The following is a 17,840-nucleotide window of genomic DNA, read 5'->3' as shown; positions in this document are numbered from 1 at the left end:
AATCAGCCAACTGACTTAATCCAAAATACTTAGTCTAAAATAATATGCGGGTAAAACCGTGAAAGATCTTGCGTAATCAATTCACGATCTTCACGGATACAAATACCCGCAGATTGATCATCGACCAGCCAGCTGCCGACCAGCGTATAGCTATCGCCAAATTTTGGCAGGGCATGGAATTGCTGTACGATCATGCCTTCTTTCCCATAAGGGCCATCGGCACTGGCGATTTCCCTGCCTTGCTCGATAATGCGAATATTGGCACCTTCACGGGAGAATAAAGGCTTAATGACATAGCTATCCATTTCTGGGTAGTGTTCATCGGCAAAATAAGCCGGCAGCAAGTTCGGATGATTCGGGAACATTTTCCACAGCATCGGCAGCAGCGCCTTGTTGGAGATAATGCTCTTCCATGCAGGTTCCAGCCAGCGGACGCCAGCATCGGCCAGTTTGGTTGAGAAAATCTCACGCAGCATAAATTCCCACGGATACAGTTTAAACAGGTTGCCGATCACTTGATCTTGCAAGTCGGTAAACTGCCCTTTTTCACCCAGACCGATGTCTTCAATAAATAGGAATTCCGTCGGAATACCCGCTTCTAAGGCGCAGTCCTGCAAATACTGAATGGTGCCACGGTCTTCCTCAGTATCTTGGCAGCAAGCCATATGGAGCAGGCCAAACCCATACTTTTCACGTAATTGCCCAAAACGCTCAATCAGCTTTTCCTGCAGGCTATTGAACTGGTCTGCATTAGCAGGCAGATTTCCAGCGTTGAGCTGATCTTCCAGCCAAATCCACTGAAAGAAGGCAGATTCATACAGTGAAGTTGGGGTATCTGCGTTGTTTTCCAGCAGCTTGGGCGGGTTTTTGCCATCATAGGCGAAATCCAAACGGGAATAGAGCGAAGGCTGGCTGGTTATCCATGAAGAACGGATAAACTCCCAGCAATGTTTAGGGATCTGGAATTTAGTCAGTAGCTCTTCGCTATTGACGACCTTTTCCACCACCTGCAAACACATTTGGTGTAGCTCTGCCGTCGCATCTTCAATTTCTTCAATCTGGCTCAGGGAAAATTGGTAATACGCTTCTTCACTCCAGTAGGGCTGGTCATGCATGGTGTGAAAGTTGAAACCATATTCTGCTGCTTTTTCGCGCCAGTCCGGACGCTCGGTAATGCTAATGCGTTTCATTTTTTCTTAACCACCCATAGAGCGGGAAGTGGAACTGGAAGACGAGCGCTGCATGGTAGACTGTTTCGCTACGGAATCACCGAACCCGCCGCGGGTAACGGTGGTTGTCGTCGCTGGTTTTGGGGCCATTGCCGTTTTTGGTACCGTCATGGTGCGACCGCCTGCGGCGGCAGAGCCGTAACTCTTGCCGGTAGCATCAACAAACTTGCCGTTGGCTGGGCTGGTGGCGGATTTTGACGTAAACAACGGTTGTGATGGTGTAGAACTACCGCCCATCAAACGTCCCATCATGTAACCAGCCATCAATGGCATCCAAAAACTCCCGCTGCTGCTTTGAGCCTGAGCCTGGGTTCCAACCCCAGCTTGAGCTGGGGTCTGGGTACATTGTTGTTCACCAAACTCAGCAACACACTCTTCGCGAGAGGCATATTTCGGTGCGGTTTTTTCCGCTTCTTTCAGAGCATTGTTGTAAGCGGTCTTGCATTGCTCACTTTGAGAAGGATTCGCCTGGGAGCACTCATCGGCATTTGTATAGAGTGATACCGTTTCATCGTTCTGTTCACAGGCCGATAGCATGAAAACCGCACTGATAGCGAGTGCCACAGGTGCCAAACGATAATTTCGCCACGTTTTACGGAAAGTATCGTGGTTTATCTCTTTTGTCCGTTTCATTGTCATAGGGGGCATCCACCTTGGAGGTATCTGAATAAGAGCTAATCCCATTAATGGCGCCCAACGGGACGGGCTCTTGGGGATATTCTTAAAAAATAGCCCACACAATTGGCGGGCTGCTTTTCTTTATAGTATAGCGTTTTTAATATAACGTTTTTTAATCAAGAACGGTAGCGCATTAAATCAGCGAGTTGTTGGTGTTTTCATCTCTTTAATAATATTGCTGGAATCCGTTGAGATCTTTGTGCCTAGAATACTATTGAGTGCCGCCAGATCATCTTCATTTAAGGTGCCACGAGCTTGCTTATTCACTAGTTGATTAATCAGATAGTCATAACGTGCCTTGGACAGGCTCTGTTTGGCCTGATACAGCTTGGTTGTGGCATCCAGAACATCAACAATGGTGCGGGTTCCTACCTGATAACCGGCTTCCATTGAATCCAGAGAACTTTGTGCAGAAACGACTGCCTGTTTATTGGCTGTAATGCTGCTGATAGAAGCAGAAAGGTTATTGGAGGAGGAGCGAACATCCTGAATAACCTTGCGATAGGTATTCTCCAAGTCCTGGCTGGCACTGATAAAGTTATATTTTGCCTGTTCGACCTGAGAATTGGTGAGACCGCCGCTATAAAGTGGCAGGCTTAATGATAAACCAACGCTGTTACCGCCATCGTAGGAATTACTTCGTTCGGCACCACGTTCATGTTTGTTGGTGACCCCAGTGCTTGCCGTCAAATTAACGGTAGGCATGTAGCCTGTCCGCGCATCTTTGATAAATTCGCGTTTTAGATCCTGTGTCAAACGTGCTGACAACAGGCTTAAGTTGCGGGTTTCGGCTTCTTTCAGCACAGAATCAACGGGATTAGGTTGATTGGTTTTGAATTGCACAATATTTAATGAAGCCAGTTGTGGGTAGTAGCTTCCTGTCATCAGGCGCAGTCCTTCCAGCGAGTTTTCCAGATTGTTACGATCTGAAACTTCTAGCGCAAGAATGGTATCGTATTGGGCCTGAGCGTTTTGGACGTCGGTAATGGCAACCAGACCGACCTTAAAGCGTTGGCTTGATTGATCCAATTGGCGGTACAGCGAGGCTTTCTGTGCTTCGGTATACGTTAACGCATCAATTTTACTTAAGACATCAAAATAAGCTTTGGCTGTATCCAAAATTAATTTTTGCTGGGCGACTTGGTAACTGATATCAGCGATACCTGCTGATTTTTCAGCCTGATTAAGTTGATACCATTTTGACATGTCGAAAATTGTTTGCGTCAGTTGCAGTTTTGCATTTGTACCATAGCTTTCTGAGTCTGCTTTACTGCGAAAACTTTTGCCGTAGTCAACACCTGCATTCAGCCCCAGTTGTGGTAACAAAGGGCTACGGGCTTCATTAATTTTTTCAACAATTGAATTGCGGTCAGCCTGTGCCTTAAGCAATTCGGGGTTAGTTTCTTTCGCCTGCTTGTAAATTTGTAATAGATCTTCTGCATGGCTTAAAGTGCTGAAACCTACCAGATTCATAGCGATAAAAAGAGAGAGCAATTTTTTCATTTGCGTTCCTTGTTGTGCAGCTATTTTGCTTAATTTGCCTCTGTGTACAGACCAATACCACTGATTTTAGCAGAGAATGCCAGTAAGCTAGGGAGGCTGTTTGTGCCATCTTGCCTTATTTTTCGGCGTGTTTGTATCATCAAAGCGAATTTATTTAGATCAATGTGGAAAAATACATTTTAATAATAGGCAATTAAAAAAATAATTAGGAGACTTTATGAGTGAAAATCTCGTTTCACCGTTCACGTTTACGACGCAGGATGTTGAAATTATCTCCCGAAAAACGCTCTACCGTGGTTTTTTCAAAATGACCGAGTATCAATTCAGGCACCGCCTGTTTCGAGGAGGATGGAGCGATAACATCAAGCGGGAAGTTTTTGAACGGGGCCATGCAGCTGTTCTGCTGCCTTATGATCCGGTACGTGACGAAGTGGTTTTGATTGAACAGATCCGCATTCCAGCAATTGAAACCAGTGAAACGCCTTGGTTGTTGGAAGTGATTGCCGGCATGATTGAAGAAGGCGAAGACGTTGAACAGGTAGTTCGCCGGGAAGCGATGGAAGAGGCCGGTCTTGAAGTCAAACGCTGTCAGCCTGCCCTGAGCTACCTTTCCAGCCCGGGAGGAACGACAGAACGTATGGCGATTTTTGTCGGTGAAGTTGATGCTGCCACGGCTTCAGGAATACATGGACTGGCTGGTGAACATGAAGACATTCGGGTTCTGGTTGTCAGCCGTGAGCAGGCCTACCAGTGGGTGGAAGAAGGGATTATTGATAATGCTGCTTCGGTTATTGCAATACAATGGCTAGCTCTGCACCATGAAAAACTCAAGACAGCATGGTTAGGGAAATAATTCCTAATTTATGCTGTAAAACGGGAAGTGTGTCCCAGTCAGCAGATCTTTTTTGTAAAGAAGCGCTAGAATAATTCTTATGACTGACAGGAAAAGGAAACCATTTGGAAAGCCTGCTTAAAGTACCTGTGGCGGAGGGAGCCACAGCCAGAATACTGCAAATCACTGATACGCACCTTTTCGCCAGTAAAGGCGATGCGCTACTGGGCATCAATACTTACCGCAGTTACCATGCCGTACTGGATGCGATCCTTGAGCAGAGTATTGATATTGACTTGATCGTTGCCACAGGTGATTTGGTTCAGGATCAGACGATCGGCGCCTACCAGAATTTTGCTGAAGGTATTGCCCGTCTGCCTGTTCCCTGTGTTTGGTTGCCCGGTAATCACGATTATCAGCCGGCAATGGTCGATGTGCTGGCGGCGGCAGGAATTTCACCTTCCAAACAGATACTCATCGGGCAGCATTGGCAGCTGGTCATGCTTGACAGCCAGGTGCAGGGCGTTCCTCATGGTGAATTGACGGATTACCAGCTTGAATGGTTGCAAAAATGTCTGGATGAGCATAATGATCGCAATGCAATTGTTATGCTTCACCACCATCCTGTGCCATCGGGGTGCACATGGCTGGATCAGCATAGTTTACGCAATGCTCCGGCCCTGGCAGAATCCCTGAAGGATAAACGACAGGTAAAAGCGATATTGTGCGGGCACATTCATCAGGAACTGGATAAAATGTGGAATGGCATCCGTGTTATGGCAACGCCCTCAACCTGTATGCAATTTAAGCCACATTGTACTAATTTTATGCTTGATACAGTAGCTCCGGGATGGCGTTATCTCGAACTGTCTGTGGCTGGCAATCGGGAAGCGAAACTGCAAACGCAGGTTCACAGGCTGAAGAGTAATGAATTTTGCCCGGATTTAGATTCGGACGGGTATTAATGTCAACGTTACTTTATTTACATGGTTTCAACAGTTCGCCACAATCTGCGAAAGCAAATGCGCTGAAAATGTGGTTACACCAGCAGCACCCGGAAATCGACATGCTCGTGCCGCAACTGCCTCCTTATCCTGAAGATGCGGCCAGTTTGCTGGAAGATTTGGTAATGACTCGCGCCGGCGAAAATATCGGTCTGGTAGGCTCTTCGTTTGGCGGTTATCTGGCCATTTGGCTTTCACAATGCTTTGGCCTGCCTGCCGTAGTCGTCAATCCTGCGGTGCGCCCATTTGACCTTCTTCAGAATTATCTTGGGGAAAACGTGAATCCCTATACCGAAGAGCGGTATACTCTCCAGCAAAGCCACATTTATGATCTCAAAGTAATGCACATTGACCCGCTGGAATCGCCAGATCTTATCTGGTTATTGCAGCAAACAGGAGATGAAGTGCTGGATTATCGTCAGGCCATTGCTTACCTGATGCAATGCAGGCAGACGGTCGAATCAGGTGGGAATCATGCTTTTATTGGTTTCGAACATTACTTCCCTCAAATCATCAACTTCTTGGGGCTAACCAGCGGCAATAACAAAAAAATTGCCAAAAATAGGTAAGTGACTGGTATTATCAACAGTATATATCAGTGCTGATTAGCCCTTTAATCACGAAGCAACCGACAGAATTACAACATGACTCAATCTAGTTACAACGCAGAGGCCATTGAAGTCCTCAGTGGCCTGGAGCCAGTTCGTCGCCGCCCAGGAATGTACACCGATACAACCCGTCCGAACCATCTGGCACAGGAAGTGATCGATAACAGCGTGGACGAAGCTCTAGCGGGTCACGCGAAACATATTGAAGTGATCCTTCACAGCGATCAGTCTCTGGAAGTGATAGATGATGGCCGTGGTATGCCGGTTGATATCCATCCTGAAGAAAAAGTTTCTGCTGTTGAGTTGATCCTCACTCGCCTGCATGCAGGGGGAAAATTCTCCAATAAAAACTACCAATTTTCCGGTGGCCTGCATGGTGTCGGGATCTCTGTGGTCAACGCCCTGTCCAGAAGGGTGGAAGTGACTGTTCGCCGTGACAGCCAAGTCCATCAGATTGCCTTTGAAAATGGCGATAAAGTGCAGGAACTGGAAGTTATCGGCAGTTGTGGGAAACGCAATACGGGGACGAGTGTCCATTTTTGGCCGGATGAGAGTTATTTCGATATCCCCCGTTTCTCTGCATCGCGTTTGACCCACTTGCTGAAAGCAAAGGCGGTATTGTGTCCGGGTGTCGAGATTGTCTTTAAAGATAAGCTCGCTGGTACAGAACAAAAATGGTGCTATGCCGATGGTCTGACTGATTATCTGCTGGAAGCTGTCAATGGGTTGGTGACATTACCACAGGCGCCATTCGTTGGGGTATTGCGCGGGGATACCGAAGCGGTTGACTGGGCGTTGCTTTGGCTGCCAGAAGGCGGTGAATTGCTGGCCGAAAGTTACGTCAACCTGATCCCAACCATACAGGGCGGAACTCACGTTAATGGCCTGCGCCAAGGTTTGCTGGATGCCATGCGTGAATTTTGCGAATTCCGCAACATACTGCCGCGCGGAGTTAAACTCTCTGCCGATGATATCTGGGATCGCTGTGCTTACGTGTTATCCCTCAAAATGCAAGATCCCCAATTTGCCGGCCAGACCAAAGAACGCCTCTCTTCACGTCAGTCTGCGGCCTTTGTTTCCGGTGTGGTGAAAGACGCCTTCAGCCTGTGGCTGAACCAGCACATTCAAGACGCGGAACAACTTGCTGAAATGGCGATTGCCAGCGCACAGCGCAGAATGCGTGCGGCGAAAAAAGTCGTGCGCAAAAAGCTGACCAATGGCCCAGCTCTGCCAGGCAAACTGGCGGATTGTACCTCGCAGGATCTGAAACTTACCGAACTATTTTTGGTGGAAGGGGATTCAGCAGGCGGCTCTGCCAAGCAAGCCCGTGATCGCGAATATCAGGCGATCATGCCACTGCGCGGAAAAATCTTGAACACATGGGAAGTCTCTTCGGATGAAGTGCTGGCTTCGCAGGAAGTGCATGATATCTCCGTCGCTATTGGGATCGATCCAGACAGTGATGATCTCAGCCAATTGCGTTATGGCAAAGTCTGCATATTGGCGGATGCGGATTCCGATGGTTTGCACATAGCAACGCTGCTGTGCGCTTTGTTTGTCCGTCACTTTCTTACGCTAGTGAAACGTGGGCATGTCTATATGGCGATGCCGCCACTGTATCGCATCGATCTTGGCAAAGAAGTGCATTATGCACTGGACGAAGGGGAAAAGGCCGCCATACTGGAACGTTTAAGCCGTAAACGTGGCAAGCCGAATGTTCAGCGCTTCAAAGGGTTGGGGGAAATGAACCCAATACAGTTGCGTGAAACCACACTGGATCCCAATACTCGCCGTCTGGTGCAATTGACTATCGACGATGACAATTATCAGGAAACCTTCTCAGTCATGGATATGCTTCTGGCGAAAAAACGCTCGGAAGATCGCCGCAATTGGCTACAGGAGAGGGGAAGTTCCTTCGATATTGAAGTATAGCGCACAGAATAGAGCGCACAGGTAGTCAACACAGATTCTGAGGAAATTAATACATGAGTGAGATAACTCACGATGGTGTGGAGCGCCAGCCGCTGCACACGTTCACCGAAAACGCCTATTTGAATTACTCCATGTACGTCATCATGGACAGGGCGCTGCCTTTTATCGGTGATGGTTTAAAACCTGTTCAGCGCCGTATTGTGTATGCGATGTCGGAACTGGGGCTGAACAACAGCGCCAAATTCAAAAAATCCGCCCGTACCGTTGGTGATGTGCTTGGTAAATACCACCCACATGGTGATGGCGCCTGTTATGAGGCGATGGTATTGATGGCACAGCCTTTCTCTTACCGCTATCCGCTGGTGGATGGTCAGGGTAACTGGGGGGCGCCGGATGATCCGAAATCTTTCGCGGCGATGCGTTATACCGAATCGCGCTTGTCCAAATATGCCGAATTGCTGCTGAGTGAACTTGGTCACGGCACGGTAGATTGGGCACCAAACTTTGATGGCACGTTGCAGGAGCCGAAAATGCTGCCTGCGCGTCTGCCGAATATCCTGCTGAACGGCACGACGGGTATTGCTGTCGGCATGGCGACAGATATCCCGCCGCATAATGTCCGCGAAGTAGTCAGTGCGCTGGTTGCTATGTTGGATAATCCCAATTGTTCGCTTGATGATGTCATGGAATATGTCAAAGGGCCGGATTATCCCACAGAAGCGGAAATCATCACGTCAAAAGAAGATATCCGCAAGATCTACAAAAATGGCCGTGGCTCGGTGCGTATGCGTGCGGTGTGGTCAAAAGAAGAGAGTAATGTTGTTATTACGGCTCTGCCGCACCAAGTATCGGGTGCGAAAGTGCTGGAACAGATCGCCAGCCAGATGCGGGCGAAGAAACTGCCGATGGTAGATGATCTGCGTGATGAATCCGATCATGAAAATCCAACCCGGCTGGTGATTGTGCCTAAAAACAATCGTGTCGATGTTGAGCAGGTGATGAACCACCTGTTTGTGACGACTGATCTGGAAAAAAGTTATCGCGTTAACCTCAACATGATCGGACTGGATAACCGTCCCAACGTTAAAGGTCTGGTTGAGATCCTCAGCGAATGGTTGGTTTTCCGCCGCGAAACCGTGCGTAATCGCCTGAATTATCGGCTGGAAAAAGTCCTTAAGCGCCTGCACATCCTGGACGGTTTGCTGACGGCCTACCTCAGCATTGATGAAGTGATCCACATCATTCGCAATGAAGATGAACCGAAGCCCGTGTTAATGCAACGTTTTGAACTAACTGAAACCCAAGCCGAAGCGATTTTGGAACTAAAATTGCGTCACTTGGCGAAGCTGGAAGAAGTCAAAATTCGTGGCGAGCAGGATGGATTGGCAAAAGAGCGTGACAAACTTCAGGCGATCCTCGGTTCTGAGCGTAAATTGAGTACTCTGCTGAAAAAAGAGATCATTGCTGATGCTGAGAACTATGGCGATCATCGTCGTTCGCCGTTGAAAGAACGTTCTGAAGCGAAGGCGATGAGTGATCACGATATCCTGCCTTCAGAGCCGATTACGGTTGTGCTGTCAGAAATGGGCTGGGTACGCAGTGCGAAGGGGCATGAAATCGATCCTGCTGGTTTGAATTACAAATCGGGTGACAGCTTCCGTAGTGCAGCACGTGGTAAGAGCAACCAGCCCGTTGTCTTTATCGATACGACAGGGCGCAGTTATTCCGTTGATCCGTTGGATTTGCCCTCTGCCAGAGGGCAGGGTGAACCGCTGACGGGCAAATTATTGGCATTACCGGCGGGAGCATCTGTTGAACACCTTCTGATAGCTAAAGAAGAGCAGAAATTCTTGATGGCATCTGATGCGGGTTATGGTTTTATCTGTACATTCAGTGACCTGATAGCTAAAAACCGTGCGGGTAAGGCGCTTATAACCCTGCCAGAAAATGCTAAGGTCATGCAGCCACTGGAGATCACCAACGAGCAGGATGATATGTTGCTGGCGATCACCAAAGAGGGTCGTATGCTGATGTTCCCTGTGGCGGATCTTCCTCAGCTTTCAAAAGGCAAGGGCAATAAAATTGTTTCCATTCCCGCAGCACAGGCGGCTTCTGGGGAAGATATGTTGAGTTGGTTGTTAGTATTACCAGTACAATCTTCGATCACGCTCTACTTTGGCAAGCGTAAGTTACTGCTTCGTCCAGAAGACTTACAGAAGTTCCGGGCTGAGAGAGGGCGCAAGGGAACCTCGTTACCACGTGGATTACAGCGTGTTGAGCGTATTGAAGTGGAGATGCCCCGGTCATAGGCCGAAGGCAGTAACAAAACGATTTTTGTTACACAACAATCACAATAGCAGGCCAGATTTATTCTGGCCTGCTTTATAAGAGGCGGCTATGTTAGCAATCATTCGTGGAATTATTGTTTTTCTGTTATCAGTCCTGATATGTCTATTTGGTAGTATTTACTGTTTATTCAGCCCCCGTAATCCGGGTCATGTCATGACCTTTGGTCATGCATTTGGCAAATTGCACAAAGTATTTGGCATTAAGATGCTGGAGCGCATTCCTGAAGAGGCGAAGCAATATGGGCCAAGCATCTACATCGGTAATCACCAGAACAATTACGACATGGTCACCATGTCGAATGCCGTACAGCCCCGCACTGTAACCGTGGGTAAAAAAAGCCTGCTATTCATTCCCTTTTTTGGTCCGCTTTACTGGCTGACGGGCAATATTTTGATCAACAGAGAAAACCGCTCAAAAGCACACGGTACGATTTCACAGGTTGTTCAACAAATCAAAAAAAGGCATATTTCTGTCTGGATGTTCCCAGAAGGCACCCGCAGCCGTGGCCGTGGTCTGCTGCCTTTCAAAACAGGTGCTTTTCATGCGGCGATTGCAGCCGGCGTACCCATCGTGCCAGTCTGTGTTTCTTCCACACATGATCGCATCAAATTCAATCGCTGGAATAATGGCACTGTCATTGTTGAAATGCTGCCTCCCATTGATACGACGAAATATACTAAAGATCAGGTTCGTCAGCTGGCAGAGCATTGTCGTCAAATGATGCAAGCCAAAATTGAAGAGCTGAATAACGAAGTCGAAGTAATGGATAAGCGCAGATAATCAAATTGCTGTTGGTTAGGCTAATTTCATAACCTATTTTCTCCTGCTCTTTGGGTGGATTCTGGCTATAAATTTAAGATAGTTTTAGAATTTGCACTTTATTCGCGATATGATTGCGTTTAATAAATTAGTGTTTTTATTAAACGCAATCTGTAGAAAAATCAATCCCAATAGCCTAAATATTGGGTAATTCATCCCAATAATTATTTGAATTGTGAAGTGCTTGCGTTCATATAAGCAATCATTTGGGGATTGCTATTCCTGTCGTGGAGAAAATATGTCACTGAGTCGGCGCCAATTTATACAAGCTTCTGGTTTGGCAATGTGTTTAGGTGCGCTCCCTTTTACGGTTCGGGCCAATAAAGATCAACAAACGGCACTGCCGCTCCCCCCCTTACTGGAATCCCGTGGTGGCCAACCCCTGTTTTTAGCCCTGCAAAAGACCCATTGGTCTTTTGATGGCAAAAATAAGGTGCAAGTTTGGGGAATCAATGGGCGATATTTAGGGCCAACCATTCGGGTTCGTAAAGGGGATAACGTCAAGCTGATATATAGCAATCGCCTGCCTGAACCTGTCTCAATGACTATAGGAGGGCTGTTGGTTCCCGGGACATTGGTAGGAGGCTCGGCGCGTCTGATATCGTCAAATGAAAATTGGTCTCCGGTTATCCCCATTAATCAGCCGGCAGCGACTTGCTGGTATCATGCCAACACGCCAAACCGAATGGCACAGCATGTTTATGCCGGGCTTGCAGGTATGTGGCTGGTGGAAGATGAAGACAGCCGCAGCTTACCTCTACCCAAAAATTATGGCGTTGACGATTTTCCTGTCATTTTGCAGGACAAACGGTTAGATAATTTTGGTGTGCCTCAGTATAACCCAGCGATCAATCAAGGTTTTCTTGGCGATACATTGCTTATTAATGGTGTTGAAAACCCTTTTATTGAGGTTGCCAGAGGCTGGGTCAGGTTGCGTTTATTGAATGCTTCCAATGCTCGCCGATATCAATTGCAACTCAGTGATGGTCGTCCTTTCTATATGATAGGTACTGATCAGGGATTGTTGCCTGCTCCCGTGACGGTACAGCAATTGTCACTTGCTCCAGGGGAACGCCGTGAGGTTTTGGTCGATATGTCGAAAGTGGATAGCGTAGCCATTACCGCAGGAGAGTCGGCAGGCATGCTTGACCGTCTGAAAGGGCTGTTTGAGCCTTCAACCAAATTGCTGTCAACGACCGTCCTGACTATCAAGGCCAGTGGGTTGCTTTCTCTCGTGACAGATCAATTACCGACGCAGCTAGTGGTGGATACTACGGAAATTAACTCATCCATCCATAATCGTCAGTTTGTGTTGGGGGATGCGACTCAGGGGATTAATGGGGTATTGTTGAATAGGAATCGAATCGACATCAGCAGCCAGCAAGGTGCGTGGGAGCGCTGGGTCGTCACTACTTCGGTTCCGCAGCCTTTCCATATCCAAGGGGGGAGATTCAAGGTCATCAGCCATAATGGAAATCGACCACTTCCACAAGATTATGGCTGGAAAGATACGGTTTGGATTGAGGGTAGAACCGAATTGCTGGTGAATATGATGCAGCTGTCTTATGAGGTCTTTCCTTTCAAGTACTACAGCCAAATCCTGGAAATGGCGGATGACGGAGTGGCTGGCCAAATGGTTGTCACTCCAGCCACGGGTTAAGGAAAAACCCAATAATAATAACCACCACTGCTTTGCCTGATGTTGGAATAAGAAAAGTGCTTCAAAGCCCTGTCAGAGCGGATGGGGCCGTTATTTCAGGAAATCTGGGTGATCCTGATGACGCGATCACTCGCTTGGAACTTAGTGTATGAACTCACTATTTGTTCTGAATAAATTGCTAATCTTATCGACTGAGAGTAGCCCTTTCCGTATAGTGTCCAAAATTTTCATACTATTTATTTGCCTGTAAGGTGACTTAATGAATATCAGCTTGATTGCTGCGATGGCTATGGATCGAGTTATTGGTATGGAAAATGCCATGCCGTGGACTCTGCCAGGTGATTTAGCCTGGTTCAAACGCAATACACTCGGAAAACCGGTTGTGATGGGGAGGGTAACTTACGAATCGATAGGACGCCCTTTACCGGGACGCTTGAATATCGTGATCAGCAGTCAGCCAGCACGTGATGATAGTGCCACTTGGGTTCGCACTATCGAAGAGGCTTTGGCCGCAGCAGGTGATGTTGATGAAATTATGGTGATGGGGGGAGGCAAAATTTATGAGCAGTTTATTCCTCTGGCCCACCGTATGTATCTGACTCACATTGATGCGGAAGTGATTGGTGATACCCATTTCCCCGATTACGCACCCGATGAGTGGAATTCAGTCTTTACCGAATATCATGATGCAGACGAGCACAACTCACACGGCTATTGCTTTGAAATTCTAGAACGTCGTGAATGAGCGCCAGCAGTAAAAAACAATCACAAAAACAGCTGTAGTCAACACAACTAATCAAATTTCATCTACGGAGTGTCGTAAGGCACTCCGGCGTCACAGATTTTATTCCGTGGGGTCATTAACGAGTTAGCAATGATGATTGGCTGAAATACTGCTTATCTTCCCAACGCAGCATGGTCAATTTACCTCCCCAACAGCAGCCAGTATCCAGCGCATAGATGCCGGCAGGCGTACCTTTGCCCTCCAGTGCAGCCCAGTGACCGAAAGCAATAGAATATTCTTCAGGGATGTTACGCGGCAATTCAAACCAGGGTTTTAGTGGGGCAGAGACATTTTCGGGTTTCGATTTGCAGATCATATCCAATTGACCATTTGGAAAGCAGTAACGCATTCTTGTCAGTGCATTGGTGCTATAACGCAATCTAGCAAGCCCGCTCAGTTCGGGATCCCAGTTATTGGGCATATCACCGTACATGGCATCGAGAAACAAAGGATAGCTGTCACTGCGGAGAATGGCTTCCACTTCACGGGAACATATCCTGGCGGTGTCTAAATCCCATTGGGGGGCCAATCCTGCATGTGCCATGACCAGTTTTAGTTCATCATCAATCTGTAGCATTGGCTGCTTTCTTAGCCAATTAATCAAATCATCAACATCCGGCGCCGAGAGTAATTCATCCAGTTGGTCTTTCGGCTTATTGCGGCTGATTTTGGCGTAAACGGCCAGTAAATGAAGATCATGGTTGCCCAAGACCAGTTTTACCGCTGGGCCGAGTTGCTTGATATAGCGAAGCACCTCCAGCGAATCAGGGCCACGGGCGACCAGATCGCCCGTGAGCCATAACGTATCTTTGCTGGGATGAAAAGCAACTTGTTGTAATAAAGCGCGAAATTCATGATAACAGCCGTGAATATCGCCAATAAGGTATGTAGCCATAGTTAATTTATCAATGTTGGAATAGCCAGTCTGAACACGGGAATGGCGACACGAAATGGACGACCATCATGATCACGCATTTCATAATGGCCTTCCATTGTGCCTAAAGGCGTTTCCAGAATAGTACCACTACTGTAGCGATAATCTGTTCCGGGAAGGATCACGGGTTGTTTTCCTACAACCCCTTCACCCTGAATTTCTGTTTGGTGCCCATCACTGTTAGTTATACGCCAGTAACGGCTGATAAGTTGCACGGGGGAATGCCCAAGATTGTGAATTGATATTGTATAAGCAAACACAAAACGCTGTTGCTCTGGTTCTGATTGGCTTTCTACGTAAGTACTCTGTACTTGAATATGAATTCTTGGTTCGTTGAGCATAAATGCCTCCTGTTACTGCAGTGGTTGTTTATTGGTCTCAGGCAGTTTTTGACTGAGATGATAACCAATTTGCCATCTTACAGTATTGCTCGACAGAAATGTTTTCAGCCCGTGTGCCCGGATCAACGCCCAGTTCAGATAATTGCTCAACTGAAAAGAGATCGCCAAGGCTATTGCGGATAGTTTTGCGCCGTTGGTTAAATGCCTGAGTGGTAATTCGAGCTAACATGCGAATGTCTTTAACCGGGTAAGGCATAGCTTTGTACGGCATAAGACGCACAATGGCTGAATCCACTTTGGGGGCTGGCGTAAATGCAGTAGGTGGTACTTCAAGAACAGGGATAATCTGACAGTAATATTGTGCCATTACACTCAAACGCCCGTAGGCTTTACTGCCAGGCCCAGCGACCAGACGGTTCACCACTTCTTTTTGCAGCATAAAACTCATATCATCGATAGCGTCAGTATAGCTGAAAAGATGGAACATCAATGGCGTGGAGATGTTATAAGGCAAATTACCAAATACACGCAGGGACTGCCCCTGTTCCTTGGCCAGTTGGCCAAAATCAACGGTCATCGCATCCTGCTGAATGATGGTCAGCTTATCTTTTAGCTTAGGATGAACATGCAGGCGAGCTGCCAGATCACGGTCAAGTTCGACGACAGTCATTTTATCCATGCGCTCACCAACCGGCTCGGTCAGTGCACCTAGGCCAGGGCCTATTTCCACGACAGCCTGACCAGGCTGTGGGTTCATCGCATCGACAATACTTTCAATGATAAACTGATCGGTTAAAAAGTTTTGCCCGAAGCGTTTACGGGCGTAGTGCCCTTGATGGACTTTATTATTCATTACTGTTTTGTATCATCTTAATTGCTAAATTTAATGCGGTAATAAAACTTCCCACATCTGCTTGGCCTGTCCCTGCCAGCTCTAGAGCTGTGCCGTGATCGACAGACGTTCGGATAAATGGCAGTCCGAGAGTGATATTCACAGCTCTGCCAAAACCTTGATATTTTAACACGGGTAACCCTTGATCGTGATACATCGAAAGTACAGCATCAGCATGATCCAAGTACTTAGGCTGGAACAGAGTATCGGCTGGCAGCGGCCCTTCTAGCCAGATACCTTCTGCCCTTAGGCTGTCCAATGCGGGAATAATCACGTCGATTTCTTCATGCCCCATGTGCCCACCTTCCCCTGCATGTGGATTCAGGCCACAAACATAGATATGGGGGCGGCGGATACCGAATTTGGTTTTCAGATCATGGTTGAGAATAGTGACTACTTCTCTCAGGGAATCAAACGTAATCGCCTTGGGAACATCCATAATCGGCAGATGCGTCGTTGCCAGCGCCACCCGTAGCTCTTCTGTTGCCAGCATCATGACTACCCTTGAGCATTGGCTGTGGTCAGCAAAGAACTCAGTATGCCCGGTAAAAGGAACGCCTGCCTCGTTGATGACACCTTTGTGAACCGGGCCTGTCACCAGTGCAGAAAACTCGCCATGCAGACAACCCTCGCAGGCTTTTGCCAGCGTTTCCGTGACATAAATACCGTTTTCCCGGTTCAATTCACCGGCAATGACAGGTGAATGGAGGGAAACAGGTAGAATAGTCAGGGTTCCGGCGGCCTGTGTTGGGGAAATGCATTCAGGGGAGTAAGGTTGTAGTTGAAGGGGCAGGTTGAGTTGCTTGGCTCGTGAGAGCATCAACTCAGGATCAGCACATACAACGAGTTGGATAGGCCACTCTTTTTGTGCGAGGGCAATGACTAAATCAGGGCCAACCCCGGCGGGTTCGCCGGGGGTGATAATGATGGGTTTATTGTTGTGCATCGCTACCATCTAAAATTTTCACGTAAGCGGAGGCACGTAAGTCCTGCATCCAGTTCTGTGTTTCTTCACCGAGTTTACGGTTCAACAGCAGGCGGTAGGCATTATCTTTCTGTGCCGAATCCGTTCTGTCAACCTTTCGGGTATCAATCAGTTGGATTAAGTGCCAGCCGAAAGTAGAGTGAACAGGCTGGCTGAGCTCATCTTTCTTGAGTTTCACTAAGGCATCACGGAAAGCTGGCGCATAAGTACTTGGCACATTCCAGCCCAGTTCACCACCACGCATGGCTGTGCCCGGATCTTCAGAATACTTTTCTGCTGCTGCGTTAAATGTGGTTTTACCACTTAGGATTTCTTCTCTGAGTTTCATCAGAGTGCTGCGGGCTTGATCATCGGTCATGATAGGCGAAGTTTTCAGCAGAATATGACGGGCATTAACTTCAGTGACCGCAACCGGCGGCATATTGCTACCGCGGATATCATTAATTTTCAGGATATGGAAACCAACGCCGGAACGGATTGGGCCAATAATCTGCCCCTTATGTGCTGATTGGAGCTGTTCTGTAAACAGAGAGGGTAATTCCTGCAATTTTCTCCAACCTATATTGCCGCCTTTCAGGGCCTGCGTATCGCCGGAATAGGTGATGGCTAGCTTACCAAAATCGGCGCCATTCTTGAGTTCAGACAAAATCTTGTTTATGATCGCCGTCGCTTTTTCTACCTGTGCTTGACTTGGATTTTCTCGTAGTGGAATCAGAATGTTGCTGACATTCAACTCGGTATTCTGATTATTTTCGCTGCTAAGATTCTTGGCCAGTGTCTCAACTTCCTGTGGCAGGATAGTGACGCGGCGACGAATTTCATTATTGCGTACTTCGGCAATAATCATCTCTTTGCGGACCTGATTGCGGTAGGTATTAAAATTGAGGCCCTCGGCAGTCAGATTTTTTTTCAATTCATCCAGACCCATATGGTTCTGGGCGGCAATGTTTGCGATGGTGGAATCCAGGACTTGATCGGGAATAGTGATCTGCATCTGTTTTGCCATTTGCAAAATGATGTCATCCATAATCAAACGCTCAAGGATCTGGTGACGCAAGGCTGCTTCATCCGGTATTTGCTGACCAGCATGTTTTGCACTGAGTTTAACGGATTGTAATTGCTCGTCGATATCACTTTCCAGTACGACACCATTGTTGACAACGGCAGCAACCCTATTGAGTTCCTGTGGTGCTGCCATTGCGACAGTATTCACTGAAAACATCAATCCGAGAATGAGCGCTCTCCAGTTCTTCATACGTTTCCCATCATATCAATCCCGCCTTGGCGGGG

The 17,840-nt window shown here is 47.6% G+C and carries 16 protein-coding genes; 8 read left to right on the top strand and 8 right to left on the bottom strand.

The features are described 5' to 3' along the window. Positions 1 to 29 precede the first annotated feature (29 nt). The 3 genes from PSI22_RS11390 to tolC form a co-directional block, all read right to left on the bottom strand. Positions 30 to 1,190, bottom strand: coding sequence for a glutathionylspermidine synthase family protein (locus tag PSI22_RS11390; RefSeq protein ID WP_273579847.1), 1,161 nt, complete (start codon positions 1,188 to 1,190; stop codon positions 30 to 32). A gap of 6 nt (positions 1,191 to 1,196) precedes the next feature. After that, positions 1,197 to 1,862 (bottom strand): DUF1190 family protein, encoded by a 666-nt coding sequence (locus PSI22_RS11385; RefSeq protein WP_238126422.1) that lies wholly within the window; start codon positions 1,860 to 1,862, stop codon positions 1,197 to 1,199. A 183-nt stretch (positions 1,863 to 2,045) separates the two neighbouring features. Further along, the gene (gene tolC / locus PSI22_RS11380; protein WP_273579846.1) at positions 2,046 to 3,410 is read right to left on the bottom strand and encodes an outer membrane channel protein TolC; all 1,365 of its coding nucleotides are present in this window, start codon (positions 3,408 to 3,410) and stop codon (positions 2,046 to 2,048) included. 217 nt (positions 3,411 to 3,627) lie between these two features. Here tolC and nudF point away from each other — a divergent pair, with 217 nt between their 5' ends. The 8 genes from nudF (at position 3,628) to folA (ending at position 13,359) form a co-directional block, all read left to right on the top strand. Further along, entirely contained in the window at positions 3,628 to 4,263 is a 636-nt protein-coding gene (gene nudF, locus PSI22_RS11375; protein ID WP_273579845.1) for an ADP-ribose diphosphatase, read from the top strand. A gap of 104 nt (positions 4,264 to 4,367) precedes the next feature. Next, positions 4,368 to 5,207, top strand: coding sequence for a 3',5'-cyclic-AMP phosphodiesterase (gene cpdA, locus PSI22_RS11370; RefSeq protein WP_273579844.1), 840 nt, complete (start codon positions 4,368 to 4,370; stop codon positions 5,205 to 5,207). Next, positions 5,207 to 5,815 carry an esterase YqiA gene (gene yqiA / locus PSI22_RS11365; protein ID WP_273579843.1) on the top strand — a complete coding sequence of 203 codons (609 nt, stop codon included), beginning with the start codon at positions 5,207 to 5,209 and terminating at the stop codon, positions 5,813 to 5,815. The genes cpdA and yqiA overlap by 1 nt, the downstream gene beginning before the upstream one ends. Before the next feature lie 75 nt (positions 5,816 to 5,890). Further along, entirely contained in the window at positions 5,891 to 7,786 is a 1,896-nt protein-coding gene (gene parE, locus PSI22_RS11360; RefSeq protein ID WP_038249306.1) for a DNA topoisomerase IV subunit B, read from the top strand. A gap of 53 nt (positions 7,787 to 7,839) precedes the next feature. Then, the gene (gene parC / locus PSI22_RS11355) at positions 7,840 to 10,095 is read left to right on the top strand and encodes a DNA topoisomerase IV subunit A (RefSeq protein ID WP_273579842.1); all 2,256 of its coding nucleotides are present in this window, start codon (positions 7,840 to 7,842) and stop codon (positions 10,093 to 10,095) included. A gap of 88 nt (positions 10,096 to 10,183) precedes the next feature. Next, positions 10,184 to 10,915, top strand: coding sequence for a 1-acylglycerol-3-phosphate O-acyltransferase (locus tag PSI22_RS11350; protein WP_273579841.1), 732 nt, complete (start codon positions 10,184 to 10,186; stop codon positions 10,913 to 10,915). Between the two features lie 277 nt (positions 10,916 to 11,192). After that, on the top strand, positions 11,193 to 12,614 hold the full coding sequence (gene ftsP / locus PSI22_RS11345; protein WP_273579840.1) for a cell division protein FtsP: 1,422 nt from the start codon (positions 11,193 to 11,195) through the stop codon (positions 12,612 to 12,614). Positions 12,615 to 12,873: 259 nt separating this feature from the next. Then, the gene (gene folA, locus PSI22_RS11340; protein WP_038217253.1) at positions 12,874 to 13,359 is read left to right on the top strand and encodes a type 3 dihydrofolate reductase; all 486 of its coding nucleotides are present in this window, start codon (positions 12,874 to 12,876) and stop codon (positions 13,357 to 13,359) included. A 115-nt stretch (positions 13,360 to 13,474) separates the two neighbouring features. Here the strand turns inward: folA and apaH are convergent, their stop codons facing one another. Genes apaH through surA form a run of 5 tightly spaced genes read right to left on the bottom strand, consistent with a single transcriptional unit; the run spans position 13,475 to position 17,805 of the window. Continuing rightward, positions 13,475 to 14,293 carry a bis(5'-nucleosyl)-tetraphosphatase (symmetrical) ApaH gene (gene apaH, locus PSI22_RS11335; protein ID WP_273579839.1) on the bottom strand — a complete coding sequence of 273 codons (819 nt, stop codon included), beginning with the start codon at positions 14,291 to 14,293 and terminating at the stop codon, positions 13,475 to 13,477. A gap of 2 nt (positions 14,294 to 14,295) precedes the next feature. Continuing rightward, complete coding sequence (apaG, locus tag PSI22_RS11330) at positions 14,296 to 14,673, bottom strand: Co2+/Mg2+ efflux facilitator ApaG/CorD (RefSeq protein WP_273579838.1); 378 nt, start codon at positions 14,671 to 14,673, stop codon at positions 14,296 to 14,298. A gap of 37 nt (positions 14,674 to 14,710) precedes the next feature. Continuing rightward, a complete protein-coding gene (gene rsmA / locus PSI22_RS11325; RefSeq protein ID WP_273579837.1) occupies positions 14,711 to 15,526 on the bottom strand; it encodes a 16S rRNA (adenine(1518)-N(6)/adenine(1519)-N(6))-dimethyltransferase RsmA in 816 nt (271 codons plus the stop codon). Then, complete coding sequence (pdxA, locus tag PSI22_RS11320) at positions 15,519 to 16,511, bottom strand: 4-hydroxythreonine-4-phosphate dehydrogenase PdxA (RefSeq protein ID WP_273579836.1); 993 nt, start codon at positions 16,509 to 16,511, stop codon at positions 15,519 to 15,521. Before pdxA ends, rsmA begins: the two co-directional genes overlap by 8 nt. Then, entirely contained in the window at positions 16,498 to 17,805 is a 1,308-nt protein-coding gene (gene surA, locus PSI22_RS11315; protein WP_273579835.1) for a peptidylprolyl isomerase SurA, read from the bottom strand. Before surA ends, pdxA begins: the two co-directional genes overlap by 14 nt. Positions 17,806 to 17,840 lie beyond the last annotated feature (35 nt).

Origin of the sequence: Xenorhabdus aichiensis (assembly GCF_028598775.1) — a bacterium.
GTDB lineage: Bacteria > Pseudomonadota > Gammaproteobacteria > Enterobacterales > Enterobacteriaceae > Xenorhabdus > Xenorhabdus bovienii.
The sequence above is the reverse complement of the archived record's forward strand: the minus strand, read 5'-3'. Positions and strand labels throughout refer to the sequence as shown.